The sequence below is a fragment of the Agrobacterium sp. 22-210-1 genome (genome assembly GCF_053522525.1).
Map to the genome: position 1 here is coordinate 655,246 of NZ_JBNWCI010000003.1, position 19,178 is coordinate 674,423.

The 19,178-nt window shown below is 60.6% G+C and carries 16 protein-coding genes; 5 read left to right on the top strand and 11 right to left on the bottom strand.

Translation table 11 applies throughout. The annotated features are described in order from the left end of the window. Entirely contained in the window at positions 1-2,493 is a 2,493-nt protein-coding gene (ligD, locus tag ACQZ5F_RS21330; protein WP_225338142.1) for a DNA ligase D, read from the top strand. A gap of 13 nt (positions 2,494-2,506) precedes the next feature. Here ligD and ku read toward each other — a convergent pair whose 3' ends face one another. The 3 genes from ku to ACQZ5F_RS21345 form a co-directional block, all read right to left on the bottom strand. Continuing rightward, complete coding sequence (ku, locus tag ACQZ5F_RS21335; protein ID WP_225338143.1) at positions 2,507-3,298, bottom strand: non-homologous end joining protein Ku; 792 nt, start codon at positions 3,296-3,298, stop codon at positions 2,507-2,509. A 93-nt stretch (positions 3,299-3,391) separates the two neighbouring features. After that, complete coding sequence (locus tag ACQZ5F_RS21340) at positions 3,392-4,396, bottom strand: inorganic phosphate transporter (RefSeq protein ID WP_046801157.1); 1,005 nt, start codon at positions 4,394-4,396, stop codon at positions 3,392-3,394. After that, positions 4,396-5,040, bottom strand: a complete 645-nt coding sequence (locus tag ACQZ5F_RS21345) for a DUF47 domain-containing protein (protein WP_080843024.1) — start codon at positions 5,038-5,040, stop codon at positions 4,396-4,398. The genes ACQZ5F_RS21340 and ACQZ5F_RS21345 overlap by 1 nt, the downstream gene beginning before the upstream one ends. A gap of 113 nt (positions 5,041-5,153) precedes the next feature. Between ACQZ5F_RS21345 and ACQZ5F_RS21350 the strand changes: the two genes are divergently transcribed. Beyond that, positions 5,154-5,696 carry an NUDIX hydrolase gene (locus ACQZ5F_RS21350; RefSeq protein WP_080843025.1) on the top strand — a complete coding sequence of 181 codons (543 nt, stop codon included), beginning with the start codon at positions 5,154-5,156 and terminating at the stop codon, positions 5,694-5,696. A gap of 286 nt (positions 5,697-5,982) precedes the next feature. On the opposite strand, the gene ACQZ5F_RS21355 is transcribed toward ACQZ5F_RS21350, so the two are convergent. Both ACQZ5F_RS21355 and ACQZ5F_RS21360 read right to left on the bottom strand, forming a co-directional pair. Further along, entirely contained in the window at positions 5,983-9,144 is a 3,162-nt protein-coding gene (locus ACQZ5F_RS21355; protein ID WP_225338144.1) for an efflux RND transporter permease subunit, read from the bottom strand. A gap of 1 nt (position 9,145) precedes the next feature. Beyond that, a complete protein-coding gene (locus ACQZ5F_RS21360; protein ID WP_052820409.1) occupies positions 9,146-10,294 on the bottom strand; it encodes an efflux RND transporter periplasmic adaptor subunit in 1,149 nt (382 codons plus the stop codon). Between the two features lie 188 nt (positions 10,295-10,482). On the opposite strand from ACQZ5F_RS21360, the gene ACQZ5F_RS21365 reads away from it, so the two are divergent. From ACQZ5F_RS21365 to ACQZ5F_RS21375, 3 genes are all read left to right on the top strand, one after another. Beyond that, entirely contained in the window at positions 10,483-11,157 is a 675-nt protein-coding gene (locus ACQZ5F_RS21365) for a response regulator transcription factor (RefSeq protein ID WP_046801162.1), read from the top strand. Continuing rightward, a complete protein-coding gene (locus tag ACQZ5F_RS21370) occupies positions 11,154-12,491 on the top strand; it encodes a sensor histidine kinase (protein WP_052820410.1) in 1,338 nt (445 codons plus the stop codon). The genes ACQZ5F_RS21365 and ACQZ5F_RS21370 overlap by 4 nt, the downstream gene beginning before the upstream one ends. 104 nt (positions 12,492-12,595) lie before the next feature. After that, positions 12,596-13,474 (top strand): DUF3313 domain-containing protein, encoded by an 879-nt coding sequence (locus ACQZ5F_RS21375; protein ID WP_225338145.1) that lies wholly within the window; start codon positions 12,596-12,598, stop codon positions 13,472-13,474. A gap of 2 nt (positions 13,475-13,476) precedes the next feature. Here the strand turns inward: ACQZ5F_RS21375 and ACQZ5F_RS21380 are convergent, their stop codons facing one another. From ACQZ5F_RS21380 to ACQZ5F_RS21405, 6 genes are all read right to left on the bottom strand, one after another. Continuing rightward, positions 13,477-14,349 carry a sugar phosphate isomerase/epimerase family protein gene (locus tag ACQZ5F_RS21380; RefSeq protein WP_225338146.1) on the bottom strand — a complete coding sequence of 291 codons (873 nt, stop codon included), beginning with the start codon at positions 14,347-14,349 and terminating at the stop codon, positions 13,477-13,479. After that, a complete protein-coding gene (locus ACQZ5F_RS21385) occupies positions 14,349-15,554 on the bottom strand; it encodes an NAD(P)/FAD-dependent oxidoreductase (protein ID WP_225338147.1) in 1,206 nt (401 codons plus the stop codon). The genes ACQZ5F_RS21380 and ACQZ5F_RS21385 overlap by 1 nt, the downstream gene beginning before the upstream one ends. A gap of 57 nt (positions 15,555-15,611) precedes the next feature. Beyond that, positions 15,612-16,556: a substrate-binding domain-containing protein gene (locus ACQZ5F_RS21390; RefSeq protein ID WP_046801167.1), complete on the bottom strand. Its 945-nt coding sequence runs from the start codon at positions 16,554-16,556 to the stop codon at positions 15,612-15,614. Between the two features lie 74 nt (positions 16,557-16,630). Further along, positions 16,631-16,942 (bottom strand): MocE family 2Fe-2S type ferredoxin, encoded by a 312-nt coding sequence (locus ACQZ5F_RS21395; RefSeq protein WP_046801168.1) that lies wholly within the window; start codon positions 16,940-16,942, stop codon positions 16,631-16,633. Continuing rightward, positions 16,939-17,973 carry a sterol desaturase family protein gene (locus tag ACQZ5F_RS21400; RefSeq protein ID WP_448730942.1) on the bottom strand — a complete coding sequence of 345 codons (1,035 nt, stop codon included), beginning with the start codon at positions 17,971-17,973 and terminating at the stop codon, positions 16,939-16,941. The genes ACQZ5F_RS21395 and ACQZ5F_RS21400 overlap by 4 nt, the downstream gene beginning before the upstream one ends. Positions 17,974-18,145: 172 nt before the next feature. Next, complete coding sequence (locus ACQZ5F_RS21405) at positions 18,146-19,147, bottom strand: LacI family DNA-binding transcriptional regulator (RefSeq protein ID WP_225338148.1); 1,002 nt, start codon at positions 19,145-19,147, stop codon at positions 18,146-18,148. Positions 19,148-19,178: the final 31 nt, after the last annotated feature.

Consider the following 19,178-nt stretch of genomic DNA (forward strand, 5'->3'; position numbering starts at 1 on the left):
ATGGGATTGCAGACCTATAACGCCAAGCGCAGTTTCGACAAGACGCCGGAGCCGAAAGGCACATGGGCCGAAGCTCAAGGGTCGAGTTTCGTGATACAGAAACACGATGCCCGGCGGCTGCATTATGATTTCCGGCTGGAAATGGACGGGGTGTTGAAAAGCTGGGCGGTGACGCGTGGCCCCAGCCTCGATCCGGAGGACAAGCGCCTTGCGGTGCATGTCGAAGACCACCCGCTGAGCTATGGTGATTTCGAGGGCGTCATTCCCAAGGGACAATATGGCGGTGGAACGGTCATCGTCTGGGATCGTGGCGTCTGGAGGCCGATTGGTGATGCGAGGAAAGGATATCGCAAAGGCCATCTCGAATTTGAACTTGATGGCGAAAAGCTGAAAGGGCGCTGGCATCTGGTGCGTATGCACGGAAAACCCGGTGAGAGCAGGGAAAACTGGCTGCTGATCAAGGGTGATGATGAGGTAGCCCGGCATCAGGGTGGTGCGGATATTCTGGAGGAGCGGCCGGAATCGGTAAAGACCGGACGCAGCGTCGAGGATGTCGCGGCCAAACCGAAAGACACCTGGAATTCCAAGCCGGTATCGAAAAAGGCGGCTGCCTCTTCTTCCGGCCAAAAGCAGGCACATGCCTTGCCCAAGGGCGCACGCAAACAGACGCTTCCGTCCTTCGTGCCGCCGGCGCTGGCGACGCTGAAGCCGAAACCGCCGACCGGTTTGCGCTGGCTGCATGAAATCAAATTCGATGGTTACCGTCTGCAGGTGCGGCTTGATCACGGCAAACTCCAGCTTCTGACCCGCAGCGGGCTGGACTGGACGGAGAAGTTTGGCGAAGAGGTGGCACGTGCGCTTAAAGCCCTGCCGGCGGAAACCCTGCTCATGGACGGGGAAATCGTCGTGGAACGCGACAGCGGCGCCTCCGATTTCTCGGCTTTGCAGCAGGATCTGAGTGAGGGGCGCAGCGACCGTTTCGTTTTTTACGCCTTCGACCTGCTTTACCTTGATGGCAATGATCTGCGCGGGGCGGCACTGACCGATCGCAAGGCGCTGCTGGAAAAGCTGCTGCCGGCGGGCGATCCAAAGCTTCGATACAGCGAACATTTCGAGGAGAGCGGCGAGCTCGTGCTGGACCATGCCTGCCGTCTCAGCCTTGAGGGCGTTATTTCCAAGGTTAAGAACAGCCAATATGTTTCCGGCCGTAAAGGCGAATGGGTGAAATCCAAATGCTCCATGCGGCAGGAATTCGTTATCGGCGGCTACACGCTCTCTTCGACATCGGACCACGCCATCGGCTCGCTGGCGCTTGGCGTTTATGAAAAGGGCAAGCTGCGCCATGTCGGCCGTGTCGGCACCGGCTACACGGGCGAAGTGGCCGAAATGCTGCTTGGCCGCCTGAAACCGCTGGACCGCAAGGAAAGCCCGTTTGGCGACAAGCTCTCCGCGCTTGCGCGCCGCGACCTTCACTTCGTCACGCCGCAATTGGTGGCGGAGGTGGAGTTCCGCGCCTGGTCTGGAGATGGCAATCTGCGTCATGCGTCCTTCCGGGGCCTGCGCGAAGACAAGCCGGTGGAAGAAATCGAACGCGAGGAGAAGGCCGTGAGCGATACAGGCGCGCCGCAATCCAGCATCAAATTCACCCATCCGGACCGGCTTTATTGGCCTGAGGACGGAGTGACCAAGGAGGGGCTCGCCGATTATTATGCGCAGGTCTGGCGGCATATGGCGCCCTTCGTCGTCGACCGACCGCTGGCGCTGCTGCGCTGTCCCGAGGGCATAGAGGGGCAGCGTTTTTTCCAGAAACACGCCTGGCGCGGCATCAACAAGGCCGTGGAACAGATCAAGGACCCCAAGGACAAGGGCGGCGAACCGCTGATCCGCATCACCGATTTCGACGGCCTTATGGCTCTGGTCCAGTCCGCAACGCTTGAAATTCACCCATGGGGCGCAACGACTGCCAACTGGGAGAAGCCGGATATGATCACAATGGACGTCGACCCCGGTGAAGATGTGGCCTGGGAAGAGGTGATCGAGGCGGCATTGGAGCTGAAACGGCGTTTCGAAGACGCCGGGCTTGCGGCCTTCGTCAAGACCTCCGGCGGCAAGGGCCTGCATGTGGTGGCGCCGCTCAAACCTCAGGCGGGCTGGGCCGCCGTCAAGGCATTTGCAAAAGCGATGGCCGCCGATATGTCGAAGGCTGAACCCGATAAATATCTTTCCGTGGCAACGAAAGCGAAACGCAAAGGCCGCCTTTTCATCGATTATCTGCGCAATGGCAGAGGCAATACGGCGGTTGCACCCTATTCGACCCGTGCACGACCGGGGGCGGCGATTTCCGCGCCGCTGGAATGGTCGGAACTCACGGCTGAGATCGGCCCGGCGCATTTTACCGTCAACAATATCGGTGGGCGCCTTTCGGCCCTGAAAAAAGACCCATGGGACGGTTTTTTCGCCGCAGCGGAACCGCTGCCGAAAAAAGCGCGCTGACAACAGCTGATCTTCAGCTTCGTTTTTCGGCGGCGAGGCTTTTTTTCAGTGCGTCCATGATGTTGATGACATTGCCACCGGTGCTCGCTTTCGTGCCGGTTTTCTTTTTGGAAGACGGTGTCTCGTCGCCTTTGGTCTTCAAAAGCGCCTTGATCTTTTTCTGGATCGGGTCCTGCACCAGAGTTGGCTTCCAGCCGGTCATCTGTTTGCCGATGCGCTTTTCCATGGCCTGCAGCAGCGGCTTTTCAATTTTCATTTTCGGGTCAAGCGCGTCGATGCTCTCGCGCACCTCTTCGCCATAATGCAGCGTCCACAGGATGATGCCCTTGCCTGAAGGCTCCAGCAGAACGGCCCGTTCCCGGCGGTAGAGCACCAGCCGTGCAATGCCGTACACGCCGTTGGCCGTCATGGCTTCGCGAATGACGCTGAAGGCCTCGGTGCCGATCTTGTCTTCAGGGCGCAGGAAGTGCGGGCGGTCATACCAGATCCAGTCGATCGAGCCCTTCGGTACGAAAGTCCTGATATCGATCGTCCGGGTACTTTCCAGCGCCACGGCATCGATCTCTTCGTCTTCCAGCAGCACATAGTCGTCCTCGGCGCGGGGAAACCCCTTCAACTGGTTTTTTACTGCTACAGGCCGATGAGTGATGCTGTCGACATAGCGGCTTTCGACACGGTTGCCGGTTTTGCGATTGAGGATGTGGAAGGTATATTTGTTACCCTCGGTCGTCGCTGGTGTCAGCGAGACGGAGGCCGTCACCAGCGACAGCTTCAGATAACCCTTCCAGAAAACCTGCCGTGCCATTGTCCGCGATCCGTTTCGCCGTTGATCTCCCGGATCAAACTTCCGCGGGGCGGTATTTGTTCCGGGCGAATGGCAAACGGGCAGGGGAGCCTGTCAGCCGAGCAGCGAGGTCAGCCCGTAGACGGCGGCGGAAATCAGTGCCGCAGCCGGCATGGTGACGATCCATGCGATGACGATGTTGCCGGCAAGCCCCCAGCGCACGGCCGAAACCCGGCGGGCAGCCCCCACGCCAACGATGGCGCCGGTAATCGTGTGGGTGGTGGAGACCGGAATTCCGAGCCATGTCGCGCCGAACAATGTCAGTGCGCCGCCGGTTTCGGCGCAGAAACCCTGCATCGGGTTCAGCCGGGTGATCTTCGAGCCCATGGTATGCACGATGCGCCAGCCGCCGAACAATGTGCCGAGCGCCATGGCCGACTGGCAGGAAATTACCACCCAGAACGGCACGTAGAAACTTTCGCCCAAATGCCCCTGGCTGAATAGCAGCACGGCGATGATGCCCATGGTCTTCTGCGCGTCGTTGCCGCCATGGCCGAGCGAATAAAGCGAGGCGGAGATGAACTGCATGACACGGAAGGTGCGATCCACCGCAAAGGGTGTCTGCCGCACGAACAGCCAGGAAACGGCGAGCACCAGCAGCAACGCCAGGAAAAAGCCGATGGCCGGCGACATGAAGATGGCCCCGACAGTTTTCAAGAGGCCCGACCAGACGATGGAATTAAAGCCCACTTTCGCAAATCCGGCACCGACGAGGCCGCCGATCAGCGCGTGTGACGAACTGGAAGGAATGCCGAAAATCCAGGTGACGATGTTCCAGACGATCGCGCCGATGAGGGCGGCAAAGATAACCTGCGGCGAAACGATGGCCGGATCGATGATGCCGGTGCCGAGCGTTTCCGCCACATGCAGCCCGAAAAACAGGAAGGCGATGAAATTGAAGAACGCCGCCCAGGCAACCGCATATTGCGGGCGCAATACGCGGGTGGAAACGATGGTGGCGATGGAATTTGCAGCGTCATGGAGACCGTTCAGGAAATCGAAGAACAGCGCGATGGCGATAAGGCCGACAAGCAGCGGCAGGGCAAGTGCGACATCCATCAGACGTTCTCGATAACGATGCCGCTGATCTCGTTGGCCACATCCTCGAAGCGGTCGACGACCTTTTCGAGTTCGCCGTAGATCTCGCTGCCGATCAAATAGGCCATGGCGTTACCGGCCGCACCGTGGCGGCGGAAAAGGTCTTTCAGGCCCTGATCATGAAGCTCATCGGAGCGGCCTTCGACGCGGGTGACTTCTTCGGCAATCGCCGACAAGCGCTGCGCATTGGTGCCGACCTTTTCCAGAAGCGGAATGGCTTCGGCGATCAGGCTTGCCGCACGCACGATCTCGTGTCCCATCTCCTTCATCAGCGGGTCGAATTCGCCCTGTTCGAAGAGGCGGATGGTCTTCACCGTCTTGTGCATCATGTCGATGGCGTCATCCATGGACTGGATGAGGTCCTTGATGTCGCCGCGATCAAAGGGGGTGATGAAGCTGCGCCGCACCGCAAGCAGCACATCGCGGGTAATGTCATCCGCCTGATCTTCGAGGGCAACGATAAGGTCGCAATTCTTCTCGACGTCGATGCCGCTCAACAGTTGATCAAGCGCACCTGCCGCCTTGACGACTGTTTCGGAATGTTTGCTGAACAGGTCGAAGAAACGATCCTCGCGCGGCATCAGCTTGCGGAAAATGCTCATCATGCGAATTGGCCCTCAATGGCGCTATTTATGTTGTAGGGGGTAATTGTCATAAAACTGTCATAAATGCAGGCAGGGCATTGATGCAACCCGGAAAATCGGCACTATCAACGCAAATGAAATCTTCCAAGAAAAGCCGGAAAACCCGTCCGGTGCGCCCCCTGACACTGCTTCAGCAACTTGCTACCATTCCCGAAAAGCTCTTCACCGGCGCTTTCCGGCAGCAATATGCCGCCTTGTGTTTTCGCCACGGCGATAACGGAAATGATGTTGAAATCCTTCTCGTCACATCGCGCACCAGCCAGCGCTGGATCATTCCGCGCGGATGGCCGATGAAACGCAAGAAGCCGCATGAGGCGGCGGCCATCGAGGCGTGGGAGGAGGCGGGCGTGCGCGGCCGGGTGAGAAAGGCAGCCATTGGCCGCTACACCTATCTGAAGATGCTCGACAATGGCGATGTCGTCCCGTGCATGGTCGATGTGTTTCAGATCGAGGTGACGGGTGCGGAAACGAGTTTCAAGGAACGCGGCGAACGCCTGGTTGAGTGGGTCCGTCCGGATGAGGCAGCGAGGCGCGTTCGGGAAATCGAACTGAAATCATTGCTGGTTGATTTCAAACCCAAGGGCAAAAGGAAAGACGGGGCGGGTGAGAGACCCTGACAGGTCGCCGTGTTCTCCGTGAACAGAGCCTGGACCCTGTGCCGTAATGTCTTTGCAACATGGCATACTCAATTTTGCCGGATGAATTTCATCAGGTGCATTATGCGTTTATGTCGTGCCGCCATGCGGCTTCTTGGCCGCTACATCCATCCCATCATCGTGTTTGCCGTGCTTCTGGCAGGGCCGGCCACCATACTTCTGCTCCGGTAAGAACCGTTGCCCCATTGACGGGAAAAGCATTGCTGCCTCTCCCGTCAATGACCGGTTTTCAGAAAACCAAGGGGTTTCAGCCGGGCTGCGCCTCGCGGGTTTGGGCGGAGTGATCGGCCGTGCCCGCTTTTCCAGCCTCATCCGGTGCTTTTGGCAAAAGGTGGGCGAAACGCCTCGTGATGCTGTCGATATAGGACAGGATGGTTGGCACGACGATCAGGGTGAGGAGGGTGGAGCTGATGAGGCCGCCGACCACCGCATGCGCCATCGGCGCGCGCTGCGCACCGCCACCGCCGATGGCGAGCCCAAGCGGAATCATGCCGAAGATCATTGCAAGCGTTGTCATGATGATCGGCCGGAATCGGATGACACCGGCGTTCGCCAGCGCTTCGTTAAGGGAAAGCCCGCGTTTCCTCTCCCTGTTGGCAAAATCGACCAGCAGGATGCCATTCTTGGTGACGAGGCCCATCAGCATGATGAAGCCGATCAGCGAAAACATGTTGATCGTGCTGCCGGCCACCATCAGCCCCAGAAGGACGCCGGCCAGCGAGAGCGGCAAAGAGGCCATGATGGCGAGCGGTTGCAGGAAACTGCCGAATTGCGAGGCAAGCACGATGTAGATGAAAATAACCGCCATGATGAGCGCCTTGACCATGTGGCCAATCGTCTCCTGCATGGTCTCGGCCTCGCCGCCAAAGCGGATGCGGTAACCATCCGGCAGATCGCGGGCAGCGGTCAGGCTCTGCAGGGCATTGGTCACATCACCTAGCGTGCGGCCGGCAATGTTGGCCGAAACCAGCACCTCGCGGCGATTGTCGATGCGGCGGATTTCAGCCGGTGCCGGCGCAGTGCCGATCTCGGCCACCTGATCGAGACGCACCATCACGGGCGCGCCATTCGATGCCGTGCGACCGGTCGCGATCATCAATTCGCCGAGGGTTGCGGCATCGGAGCGCCGTTCGCCGGGAAGGCGCACGACGATGTCATAGCTGTTGCCGCCCGTATCCGTCCATTTCGACACATCTTCGCCACCGATGAGCGGAGAGAGGGCAGTGGCCAGATCTGCGCGGGAAATGCCGAGATCGCTCGCCGCCTCGCGTTTCAGACGGACGGAAAGGACCGAGGTCACGTTGCGGGCGCTGGAATTCACATCCACAAGGCCGGGGATCGTTTTCATATCCTCCACCAGACCTGCAGCTATTTTTTCAAGGACGGCGCGGTCGTCACCGAGGATGCTGAGCTGCACCGGGCTTTCACCGCCGCCAAGGCCGTTCTGAAGGATCGCGACCTCTATGCCTGGTACGGCTGACAGGCGCTTGCGGATCGGTTCAGCCAGCATCGCGGGCGTCTGCGTTCGCGCTTCCAGCGGCACCAGCCCCACCAGCACGGCGGCGCGCTGCTTGCCCGCCGCACCACCGGTGTTGATGGTGGAATAGAGCGTCTCGACTTCGGGGAACTCCCTCAGTGCCTTCTCGACCTGTCGGACCTTCGCCGTTGTGTAATCCAGCGAGGAACCGGCTGGCGCCGTGACGGTAATCTGAAAGCGGCCTTCGTCGGTGTTCGGCACGAATTCCGTGCCGACCAGCGGCACCATGAACAGGCTGCCGATGAAGATGCCGATGGTGGTGAGCAGCGTGATGAGCCGGTGGCGCAATGTCCAGCCGATCACATGCCGATATTGTTCGGCCAGCCATTCGAAACCATGATCGAAGCGCGTAATCAACCGTCCGATTGGCCCGCGTCTGGCATCGGGTTGCGCATCCGGGTCGTACCAGACGCTCGAAAGCATCGGATCAAGCGTGAAGGCGACGAAGAGCGAGATCAGCACCGCAGCCGACACCGTGACGCCGAATTCATAGAAGAACCGACCGATGATGCCGTCCATGAAGGCAACCGGCAGGAAGACCGCCACGATGGTTGCGGTTGTCGCAATCACTGCAAGGCCGATTTCGTTGGTGCCGTCGAGCGCCGCGCGGATATGGGATTTGCCCATATGCAGATGACGGGTGATGTTCTCGCGCACGACGATAGCGTCATCCACCAGAATGCCGATGGAGAGTGTCAGCGCCAAAAGGCTGAGCGTATTGAGGGTGAAACCAAGAAAATCGATGACGGCAAGCGTACCGATGATGGCGATTGGCAGTGTCAGGCCGGTGATGACCGTGCTGCGCCAGGAATTCAAAAACAGGAAAACGATGGCGATGGCGAGCGCCGCCCCTTCGATCAGTGTCGTCTGCACCTGACCGACGGATTCCCGAATGGGCGTGGAGGTGTCGGTGACGATGCGCAATTGGACATTCTGCGTGGCCAGCTCGGTATTGAGTTGCTGGAGACGGTTCCTCACATCCGTCACGACCTGAACCGTGTTGGCGTCCTGAACCTTGACGATATCTATCGCCAGTGCCGTCTGGCCGTTATAGAGGGCGCGGCTTTCGGCATCGACCGCTCCTTCGGAAACCGTGGCGACGTCGCGGAGCAGGATCGCCGCGCCACCGCGTCTTGTCACCACCATGTCCAGTAGCGCCTGCGGCTCCTCGACGCGACCCCGAACCTGGATCGTGCGTTCGGACACGGGATCGACGATGCTGCCGGCCGGGCTGTTGCCGTTGCCGGTGCGCAGCGCGTTCACCACCTCGTTGATGCCAACCCCGAGCGCCCGCATGCGTGTTTCGTCTATAGCAACGTCGATCTGTCGTTTGCGGCCACCCACCAGCGTCGCCTGTCCGACACCTGCCACGGTGGTCAGCTGGCGCACCACCTTGCGGTCGGCAAGGGTGGTGAGCGCCGGCACATCGAGCGACGTCGAACTGATTGCCAGGGACAGGATAGGTTCGGCGGCGGGATCGAAACGGGAGACGACCGGCTTCTTGGCGTCTTCCGGCAAGTTCGCCTCGATGGCGGCAACCTTGTCGCGCACATCCTGCGCGGCGGCGGCTCCCTGTACCTCGAGCTTGAATTTCACGACGACCACGGAGCGCCCCTCATAAGAGGTCGAGGTGATCTCATCCAGACCGCCAATGGCGTTCAGCGCATCCTCGACCGGGCGTGTCACTTCGGTCTCCACGGTCTCCGGCGTCGCGCCTGGATAGGTGGTGACCACCACCACGACGGGCACGTCGACATTGGGATATTGATCCAGCCCCAACCGTTGCAGCGAAAAAATGCCCATGACCAGCAATGTGACCATCATCATGGTGGCAAAGACGGGATGGGAGACGGATATACGGGTCAAAAACATTTCAGCCTGCCTTATCGATGGTCACTGCCATGTCCGGCTGCAATTCCGGAAGCGGTGCAGTCAGGATCGTTTCACCATCCTTCAGGCCCGTGGCGATCTCGATCAGGCTGCCGCCGTGCCAGCGTGATCCCAGCGCCACCGTCTGGCGGCGCAAATGGCCGTCCGTCACCTTAAGCACATGGTAGCCGGTCTCATCCTTGCGAAGCGCGATGGCGGGAACTACGAGCGCATCGTTTTTTTCACGCACGAGGATTGAGCCGCTGGCAAACATTCCGCCCCACAGCCGGCCGTCACCGTTGACGAGACGCAGATAGACGGTGACGAAGCGTGTGCCATCCTCGGCAACCGGGCTGATACGCTCGACGGTGCTTTTGACGGTCTGGCCAACGAGGCCGTCAATCTCCAGTTCCGCTGTCTGGCCAACGCTCACACGGGGAATATCGCGGGTGGCGACGAGAACCTTCGCTTCCAGAACGCTGGTGTCGACCAGTGTGAGAAGCTCGCCATCGGCGCTGACGCGCGCGCCTGCTTCGGCCAGCCGGCGGGTGACGGTACCACTGAAAGGCGCGCGGATTTCCGCGTTGCTAAGGGCGAGGCGGGCGATATCCATCTGGGCCGAAAGGCTTTGAACCCTCGCTGTTTTCACCACGACATCGCTTTTCGCCTTGTCCAGCTGTTCCGCCGATGTGATGTTTTTGGTGGCGAGCTGTTCGGTTCTCGTCAGTGCCAGCATCGCGAGTGTCAGTTCGGCCTCGGCCGCGTCCCGGTCGCTTTGCCGTTGCAGCAGCGCCGCTTGCAGATCATCGGTTTCAAAGCGCACCAGCACATCACCGGCCCGCACCGCCTGTCCGTCCCGGATGTTCATCTCCAGAATTTTCCCGGCCTCGCGGGCGCGGATCACGATTCGGCTGACCGGCTGAAGTTCGCCGCTGATGCTGAGCTTCTCCACCATCTGGCGCGTGCCGATCTTCGCCGTTTCCGCAGCCGTCAGTTCGAAGGGAATGCCGGCCGGGCTCAGGAGGCTGGCCTCGACAATTCCCTTGACGCGTTCATTCGCATCGACGCTGCCGCGCGCCGGGTCGAGTGCAGTAACGACGAGAGCGCAGCCCGCAAGCGCGATCCCGGCCTTGATGCTTCTCTTCACCCACATAATACAATCCTTCCACGCAAAGTTCTTCGGGTAACGGCTCACTGAGCTGTCACGTCGCCCGTTATTCAGGCGGATGGTGTCTGGATAGGGGGCCATAATTGCAGCAGCATTACCCTGCCGCATCGTCTTCGCCGCAATACTGCCGCAACCTTTCTGGCAGACAACGGCTGGCAAAGGGACGGTGACATATGAGACTTCTGTTGATCGAAGATGAAAAAGAAATGGCGGATGCGCTGTCGGCAACGCTCGGCAAGCAGGGCATCATCATCGACCATACGATGCGGTTAGGTGACGCGATGGAGCTGACGCGCCAGCATGTTTATGATGCCATCCTGCTTGACCGCCGGCTGCCGGATGGTGAAGGGCTTGCGCTCATCCCGAAACTGCGTCGCGCCGGCGTCGATACGCCGATCATCCTGCTTACCGCGATGAACGAACCGGAGGACCGCATCGCGGGACTGGATGGCGGCGCGGATGATTATCTGGGCAAGCCGTTTCTCATCGGCGAGCTTCTGGCGCGGGTGCGCGCGGTTTTGAGACGGCCGGCAAGCCTTGCACCGGCCCAGATAGCCGCCGGTCGGATCGTGATCGATCCGCTGCACCTCAGCGTCACCATCAATTCGCTTCCCCTCGATCTTCCAAGACGCGAGCTTCTGGTTCTCGTCGCGCTCGCCAAACGCAAAGGCAAGTCGGTGCTGCGCTCGACGCTCGAGGCGGCCGTCTACAATTACGAGGAGGAAATCCAGTCCAATGCGCTCGATGCGCATATATCGCGACTGCGCAAACGCCTGCTCGACGCCTCCGCCGGTGTGAGCGTGCATAATATTCGCGGCATCGGTTATCTGCTCAAGGAGGATGCATGAAGGCGCAGGGTAAATCCAATCCGTCCCTTTGGTGGCAATTGAGCTGGCAGCTCAGCATCGTCGTCTCCGCCATGATCGCCGTCGTCATCATCGGGCTTTGTGTTTACGGGGTGATGCGGGTCTCTCCCAATATCGGGCTTTGGGAGGATCTGTCTGCGACACTCGACGAGTCGCTTTCGCTCGATCCGCAGAAGGGGCTCGTCATCACCGAGGGGCCGGCGCTGAAGGCCCTCAAGGCGGAGAATGAAGAACTCTGGTTCGTTGCATCGACGCTGGATGGCCAGTCCGTGACCTATGGCGCTGTGCCAGCGGTCTATGCCGAGCTGTCGCGTTACGCCCATCTGATGATGGACGCTGATATTCGCGGCGGCGCCGGCATATCCGAGGTCGCGTTGTCTGAAAGTCTCGATACGGCATCTGGGCCGCTGAGGGTCATGTTCGGCGGAACCTCCCATATCAGCGCGTCGTTTCTGACGCTTCTTCTCGGCACTTATCCGATCTATGTTCCGCTGCTGGCGGTTATCCTGCCTGCGGTGTTCTTTTCCGTGCCGCGCATCGTGCGCCAGGCGCTCGCCGGTCTCAGTTCCGTCGTCCGGAAAGCCCCGGAGATCGACCCGCGCCGGGCGGGCTCGAAGCTGCCCGTCGAGGATGTGCCGCGGGAAGTCGTGCCGCTTATCGTGTCTTTCAACAGCATCCTCGAACGGCTCGAGCAGCAGTTCCGGGCGCGGCAACGGTTTCTCATCGATGCGGCGCATGAACTCAGAACACCGATCGCCATCATGCAGACCCGGATTGAGGGTCTGCCGGAAGGGCCAGAACGGCAGCGCCTGATGGAGGATGTCGCGCGGCTTGGTGAAACCGCGGAACAGCTTCTGGCCGTCGAGCGGAACGATCAGGTACATGACCGATGGGAGACGGTCGATCTCGTCGAGATCGCCCGCACGGTCGTTGCCGATCTGGCGCCGCTGGCGCTGTCGGCGGGTTACGATATTTCCTTTGACACGCAGATCGCGCGCTACGAAATGCAGGGCAACCCGTTCGCTTTGCCACGCGCCGTCAGCAATATCGTGCGCAACGCCATCGACCATGGAGCAAACAGAGGGATGATCCATGTCTCGGTTCTCGCAAACGGCGAAATTGCGATTTCCGATGAAGGGCAGGGCATAGCCGAAGACCAGCAGGAGCGGATATTCGAGCCATTTTATCGCGTGACGCCACGAAGCACGGGAGCAGGTCTGGGTCTCAGTCTCGTCAAGCAGATCGTCGCTGACCACAATGGACGTGTCCTTCTGGAAAGCTCCGCCTTCGGAAGCACATTCCGGCTCTGCTTCTGATCGCGATTTTTGCAACGCCCCCGGACTGTGATTGTAATGCTGCCGCAATTTTAGCTGTCGTAGCGTGTGGGGCACAGGAAATCTTTCCAACCGGAGCACATGCAATGAAACACCAGCGGAATCCGTTCGTCACGGCCAGCGGCGGCAAAGTTGCGCGCAGCCGCAGCGCCACCTTCGCCACCTTGCCTTTTGCCCTCATCATGTCCGGCTGTGCCTCCGTTCCGCTGCAGGAGGGCGGTACGCTGACATCCTATGCGCAGCTCAGCCCTGCCAAGGGCAAGTTCACCAAGACCAGAACCTTCGTGGATGCCAAGGGCCTGGCAGCGGTTAAAACCGTCGCCATCGTGCCCACCACGTTTTCCTTCACCGCCTCGTCGCGGGTCACATCGGAAAAAGACCGCGCGCTTGTGTCCAATGCGCTTGATCGCGCCATCTGCGTGGCGCTCAGTGACAAATACCGGATCGCCGCTCTTGGCCAACCGGCAGATATGACGGTGCGCACCGTCATCACCGATCTGGTGCCGACCGACAAGACCATGGCGGGGGTTTCAACCGCCGTATCGCTCGGCAGCAACTTTGTCCTGCCGGTCGGCGTGCCGCGATTGCCGGTGGGCCTCGGCGGCCTGGCGGTCGAGTCGGAGGCGGTGGACAGTACCGGCGTCCAGCGCGCCGCCGCCGTCTGGTCGAAGGGTGCCAATTCCTTCACCGACAGTGCCCGTGTTTCGGAAATCGGCGATGCCTACGGGCTTGCCTCTGACTTCGCCAATTATTTCGCCCGCATCCTCGTCAAAGGCAAGACCTCCGAAGGACTGGATATTTCGATCCCGTCGGGCCACCGCATGCGCTCGGCCCTCGGCGGCAAGCCGAAATATGCCGAATGCGATGCCTATGGCCGGTCACGGGGTTTGCAGGGCATGGTGGCCGATCAATTCGGCGCACCGCCCGAATGGACGGACAAGCAGGTAAAGGCCGCTTCGCGATAGAATCAGCAGGGCTTATGCGCACCCGTCTTTGCCGTGTTGGCGGGATGGGCGGCCTGCGCCCATAATGTCTGCGCCATCGTCTTGAGCAGCAACGATTCCGCCCATCTGTCGGTGGAATCGTTGCCGTCCCGGTCGGTAATCGCATAGGGGCGGGGGCCGAGTTCGCAGGTGAAGACCAGCTCGGCATTATCAGGCGCGCGCGATCGCCAGTGCCGGAAACCATAGTCCCACCAGTCCAGAAAAAGGTCGACCCATGGCCGGTGATGGGCAAAGGAAATCTCGATCTGGATTTGCTCGCAGGAGCCGATGCGTCCGTGAAAGGCCTGCGCATTATGAAGGATGCGCTGAATCTCTCTCTGGCTCTCGTCTTCCACCGGAAAGGCGAATTCGCGGGCAACGAGATAATGGGAGAGATCGGCGAGAAGCGGCAGATCCGGTCGTTGTTCGAGCAGGTCCAGCGTGAATGGGAGATCGCTGGTGATGCGATTGCGGTGGGTCTCGATGAAGACGGGAACGCCCGCCTCTTCGGCAAGCCGCATCCAGCCGTCGAGAAGCGGCAGGCAATCTTCTACTCGGCGCGGGCGGATGTCGGCCTGTAGATCGATATGGCTGACCGGAAACTCCTGCGCCAGTTCCAGCGTGTGGCGCAGGTCGTCGACATGACGCGGAAAACAGACACCTTCGATCCGAAGGCCTGTGCCGCTGATAGCCTCATGGAGACGCAGCACATCGGCACGGTTGGTGTAATGCGCACTGATGCCGTCGAAGCCGGTTTCGGCAATCCGGGCGATGTTTTCCTCAAGGGTCGGCTCAGGGTCGTCGCGGCGCAAGCGTTCCATGGCCCAGAGCGATTGAAAGACGAGCAGCTTCTGCATCAGGCCGCCCGCGCGCTTTTCAGCAATGTCTTGAGGTTCACACCGGGGTCGGCAAGGCTCTCCGGATCGGGGTTGATGCCGGCGGCGATCAGCATCTCGGCCAGTTTTATGTCCCTGGCGACAGTGTTGCCGACACCCAGTCCGGCTGCTGCGACAAGCTGGCCGTCCTTAAGGAAGAATTCCAGTTCGCCATCGCCGAGCGGACGAATGACGCTTTGGTGTCCCGGCTGCGGCAGGCCCGCGACCTGAAGGCCGAGATCATATTGATCCGACCAGAACCACGGGAGGGCGGCAAAGGCTTCGTTCGCGCCAAGACTATTGCGCGCAGCAATTTCCGCCTGATGGCGGGCATTGCGCCAGCTTTCGAACCGGATATGTCCGCCAACGGCTTGCGAGACGGCCGCGCAATCGCCTGCTGCAAAGATATCGGGGTCGCTGGTACACAGAAACGCATCGGTCAGAATGCCGTTGCCGGTCGCAAGCCCCGCCGCTTCGGCCAGGGCGATATTGGGCACGACACCGATGGCGGAGACGACGATATGGGCCGGCACGCGCTCACCGTCGGTCAGCAGGACTGCTTCCGGTGTAATGTCCGCCACTCCCTGACCCAGATGGAAATGCACCCCTTCATCGCGATGGCGCGCATGTATCTTTTCGGCAAAACGCGGCGGAACCGCCCGGCCAAGCGGCCGTGCCGCCGCTTCGATAACGCTGACCATAAGCCCCTTGCCGCGCAGCACCGCCGCAAGCTCCATTCCGATCAGTCCCCCGCCTATGATCGCGATCCTTGCGCCGCTATCGGCGCGGGAAAAAATCGCTTCCGCATCCGCATGGGTGCGGAAATTGAGCGCCTGTGCGGCACCGGGGCAGGCGAGTGTTCGCGGCTGCGCCCCGGTTGCGAGCAGCAGCCTGTCATAGTTAAGCACCTGCCCGTCATCTAGTCTCACGGTTCGGCCTTTCGCATCGATCCGGGTCGCCGATACGCCCTGGCGATAGGAGATGCGGGCGGCTTCCAGCGCGCCGTCGGCGCAGATGGGTTTCATCCGCACGGCACCTTCGAGCGGCTTGGAAAGCGGCGGCCGTTCATAGGGCGGATGCGGCTCGGTGCCGACCAGCGTGATGTTGCCTGCAAAGCCCGTTTCGCGCAGCGTAAAGGCGGCGCGCGTGCCCGCCTCGCCGGCGCCGATGATGACGATTGCGTCCATGGTATCTCCGTCAGAAGGGGCCGGCGCGCTTTTCAGGGCGCACCGGCTGGGGGAGGGTCAGTTGCGGCTGGCGTAGTCGGTCATGTTTTTCCGCGTCACCAGTTCGAAAGGAACCATGACCTGCTTGTCGACCGGCGTGCCGCGCATCAGGGCGACGGCGGCGTCGAGCGCGCTCGTCGATTGCCCCTTGGCGTTCTGGAACACCGTGGCGTCAAGATCGCCGGCGGCCATGGAGGCAAGCCCGTCCGGGGTGGCGTCGATGCCGATGACGATGACATCATCCATCGAAACGCTCGCCGCCTTCAGCGCCTGCACCGCGCCGATCGCCATTTCGTCATTATTGGCGAAGACGACGTCGATGGGCCGGCCGGCGGTGATCCAGTTCGTCGTCATGTCCATGGCGTTTGTCCGTGTCCAGGCCGCCGACTGTTCGTCGGCGATTGTGACGGTCTTGCAGTCGCCGGATGCAAGAGCCTGCTTGAAGGACGAAGTACGGTCACGCGATGCCTGATGGGCAAGATCGCCCATCAATATGTAAGCCTGCGCATCCGCTGCCTTTCCCTTCTCCTTGAGCAGCGAACAGGCCGCTTCGCCCGCCAGCCGCCCGGCATCGGTTTCCCTTGAGCCGACATAGGCCTGTTTTTCGGGAAGCTTGGCGACATTGTCCGGCTCGAGATTGAGGTAGACGAGCGGAATGCCTGCCTTGGCCGCCGCATCGCTGATGCCGGGTGCGGCCGAGGTGTCCGCAAGCGTCACGATGATCGCATCGACGCCTGCGGCGATGAAATTATTGACCTGGTTGAGCTGCTTGGAAATATCGGCCTGCGCATCTTCGACCTGGATCTTGACGCCGTCGACTTCCGATGCCCGGGCGCCAAGCCCTTCGCGCAGCAAAGTCTGGAAATTATTGTCGAAGCTCTGCATCGAAACGCCGATCGTTTCGGCCGATGCGGTGCCCGCCAGCAGGACCGCCAGCGCGGCCATGGTACAGATGGATTTCATGTCGTCCTCCCTTGGGGCGCCGGGCCGCCCGGGTGCATTCCGGAGGCCCTTTCGGGCCTGCTCGAAAGCTCGGCCTATCCGATGGTGACGCGCACCTCGCCGTCCACCACTTCGGCCGGATAGGTTTTGAGATTTTCGCAGGCGGGGAGCCGCAGCGCTTCGCCGGTGCGGTAATCGAAAGCGCCGGAATGCTTGGGACATTCCACCTCGAAATCCATCACCAGCCCTTCGGCAAGATGGATCGCCTCGTGGGTGCAGAGGCCCGCGGTGCAATAAACGCTGTCATCCGGGGCGCGATAGATCGCATAGGTGCGCCCGGCGTGGTCGAAGCGGATTGCGCCTTCCTGTTCGATATCGTCAAGTCTGCAGGCTGAAACCCAGCTCATTCGGCTGCCTCCCCGATTGTGTTGCGCGCCTTGCGGGCCGCGAGTTTTTCTTTGCGTTTGCGATAGCGTTCCTGCATGCGGGCTTCCCCCTCGGTCGAGCCGTCGTGCCAGGTGCCGAACCACCGATCGAGCGGGATGAGGGCATCGCCGTAATTCACCTCGAAATATTTGTGGTGGAGGTAATGCGCATAGGCATGGCTATCGACCAGCCCGTCCTCGCCGATCTCGACCTTGTCGAAGCCCACATGGCCGGGGATCGCGCCGAAACCCGCATAGTGCAGCTGGTAGAGCATGAGGACCGGATTGGACGGCAGGATCAGGTGATAAAAGGCCGTGCCGAAATACAGGAGATGCTCGACCGGATGCATGGAGAGCGACGACCATGGCGACGGGTTCACTGAATTATGGTGGACGGAATGCACCCATTTGTAGAGCAGCGGAATATGGATGAGCCGGTGAACGCAGAAGAAGTGAAATTCGTGGATGATCGGCACGACAAGCGCGACGGCGGCGAGTGTCCACGGATTTTCGGCAAAGCTGAGCCAGGGCGCATAACCATTGGCATAGGCCCACAGCATTGCCACTTCGATGGCGGTCCAGATGGTCACGCCGGAAAGGAAGGTGCGCAGGATGTTGTCGAGGTTCTGGCTTTCGAACCAGAAGGCCTTGCTCTTTTGCTCGGCGGGAAACTTGCCGTTATATTTGAAACGGTTTTCCTGCCGCTTCAGAATATAGAGATGCAGTTCGAAGCCGCCGTAAAAGAGGAAGACGCAGACCGCATTGACCGCATAGAGCCAGGCGATCCAGCCGAAGCCGAGGCTCGCCATGGTTTCCACGGGCGGGATGACCCATGCCCAATAGGCGATGGCAGAAAGCGCGAAGATCGCATTCCAGGGCAGGAAATAATGCGGCAGCCATTTTAACAGCGCCATGAGGCGGGGTGGAAAGGCGAATAGCGGCGCCGTTTCCACCGGCTGGTTCGGCGCCCAGTCGCCGCGCTTGTTGCGCGTTCCATATTTCAGATCGTCCATAGCGCTCTCCTTCGGACGATCGCTCCCGATACGCCCGCGCAAGTTCTCACGATGAAGGGGACGTTTGCACGCCGTGGTCGCCCGTCGCTCCTCACGATCTGCGGCCTTCCTCCCTGACGCAAAATTAGCAGTGAGGGCGGTGAAAGCCGAAACCTTCCTTGATCAAATCAGATCAAAGGCTCTGCGCGGTGATGGTGACGAAGCGAATGGGCGCGCTGTCAGGTTCGATATCGGTAAGGCCGATCCTTTTCAGGACAAGGTCCAGCGCCCGGCGGGCCTGCGCCTCGGGCGCCTGATCGAGCACGATGTCCATGATGCCGTCGTTCAGCGCCTTGCGGGTATAATCGGTCAATTCATGGCCGACGAAGAAGATGTCTCCTCCGCGCGGGTGACGGCGAAGAACGTCGATCAGCGCGGCATTGGCGCCGCCAACATTATAAAGGCCGGCCATGTCGGGGTAGAGATCGAGCGCCATGCGCAGAGCCTCGGCGCTGTAATATTCGTCATCGCGGGTAAAACCCAGCCATTCGAAATGATGTTTCCCGGGATGATCGCGGAAATAGTCGGAAAAGCCGCTGATACGGTCGCGATGAACCTGATAGATCGGATGGCAGAGCGCTGTGACCGGGCCGTCCCGGCGCGCCATGCGGGTGATGAAATGTGCCGCCGTCCGTCCCGCCGCACCATTGTCAATGCCGATGAACTCACCCTTTTCGGCCGAGGCGCGCGTGACGACATGGACGACGGGAATGCCGCGGGCGACCACTGCTTCGACCGCAGCCCTGACCGCCGGACTGCTTGGAACAGCGAGGATCAGGCCGGCGCGCGCTTCGCCGGCGGCGATAATGCGGCTTGCCAGTTCTTCCGGCTTCATTTCTTCAGCAAAGCTGCGGTGAACGACGACAAGAGGGTCGAGCGTTGCGGCAATCCTTTCGAAGGCCCTGGAAAGCCTCCGATAAAAGGTGGTTTCGGGGCGTACCATCAGCACTTCTATGCGCAGCAATCCGCGGTGGGTTTCCGGCAGGGTGCGGGGATAGTCCAATTCCCGCGCGGCGATGACGACCTTTTCCACGAGTTCGGCGCGAACACCGCCACGCCCGTTCAGCACCCGCTCGACCGTTGCTGTCCCGACACCTGCAAGACGGGCGATATCGCGATAATTCGGTCTGCTCACATTCGGGTTCCCTGCTGGTGGTGCGGACGTC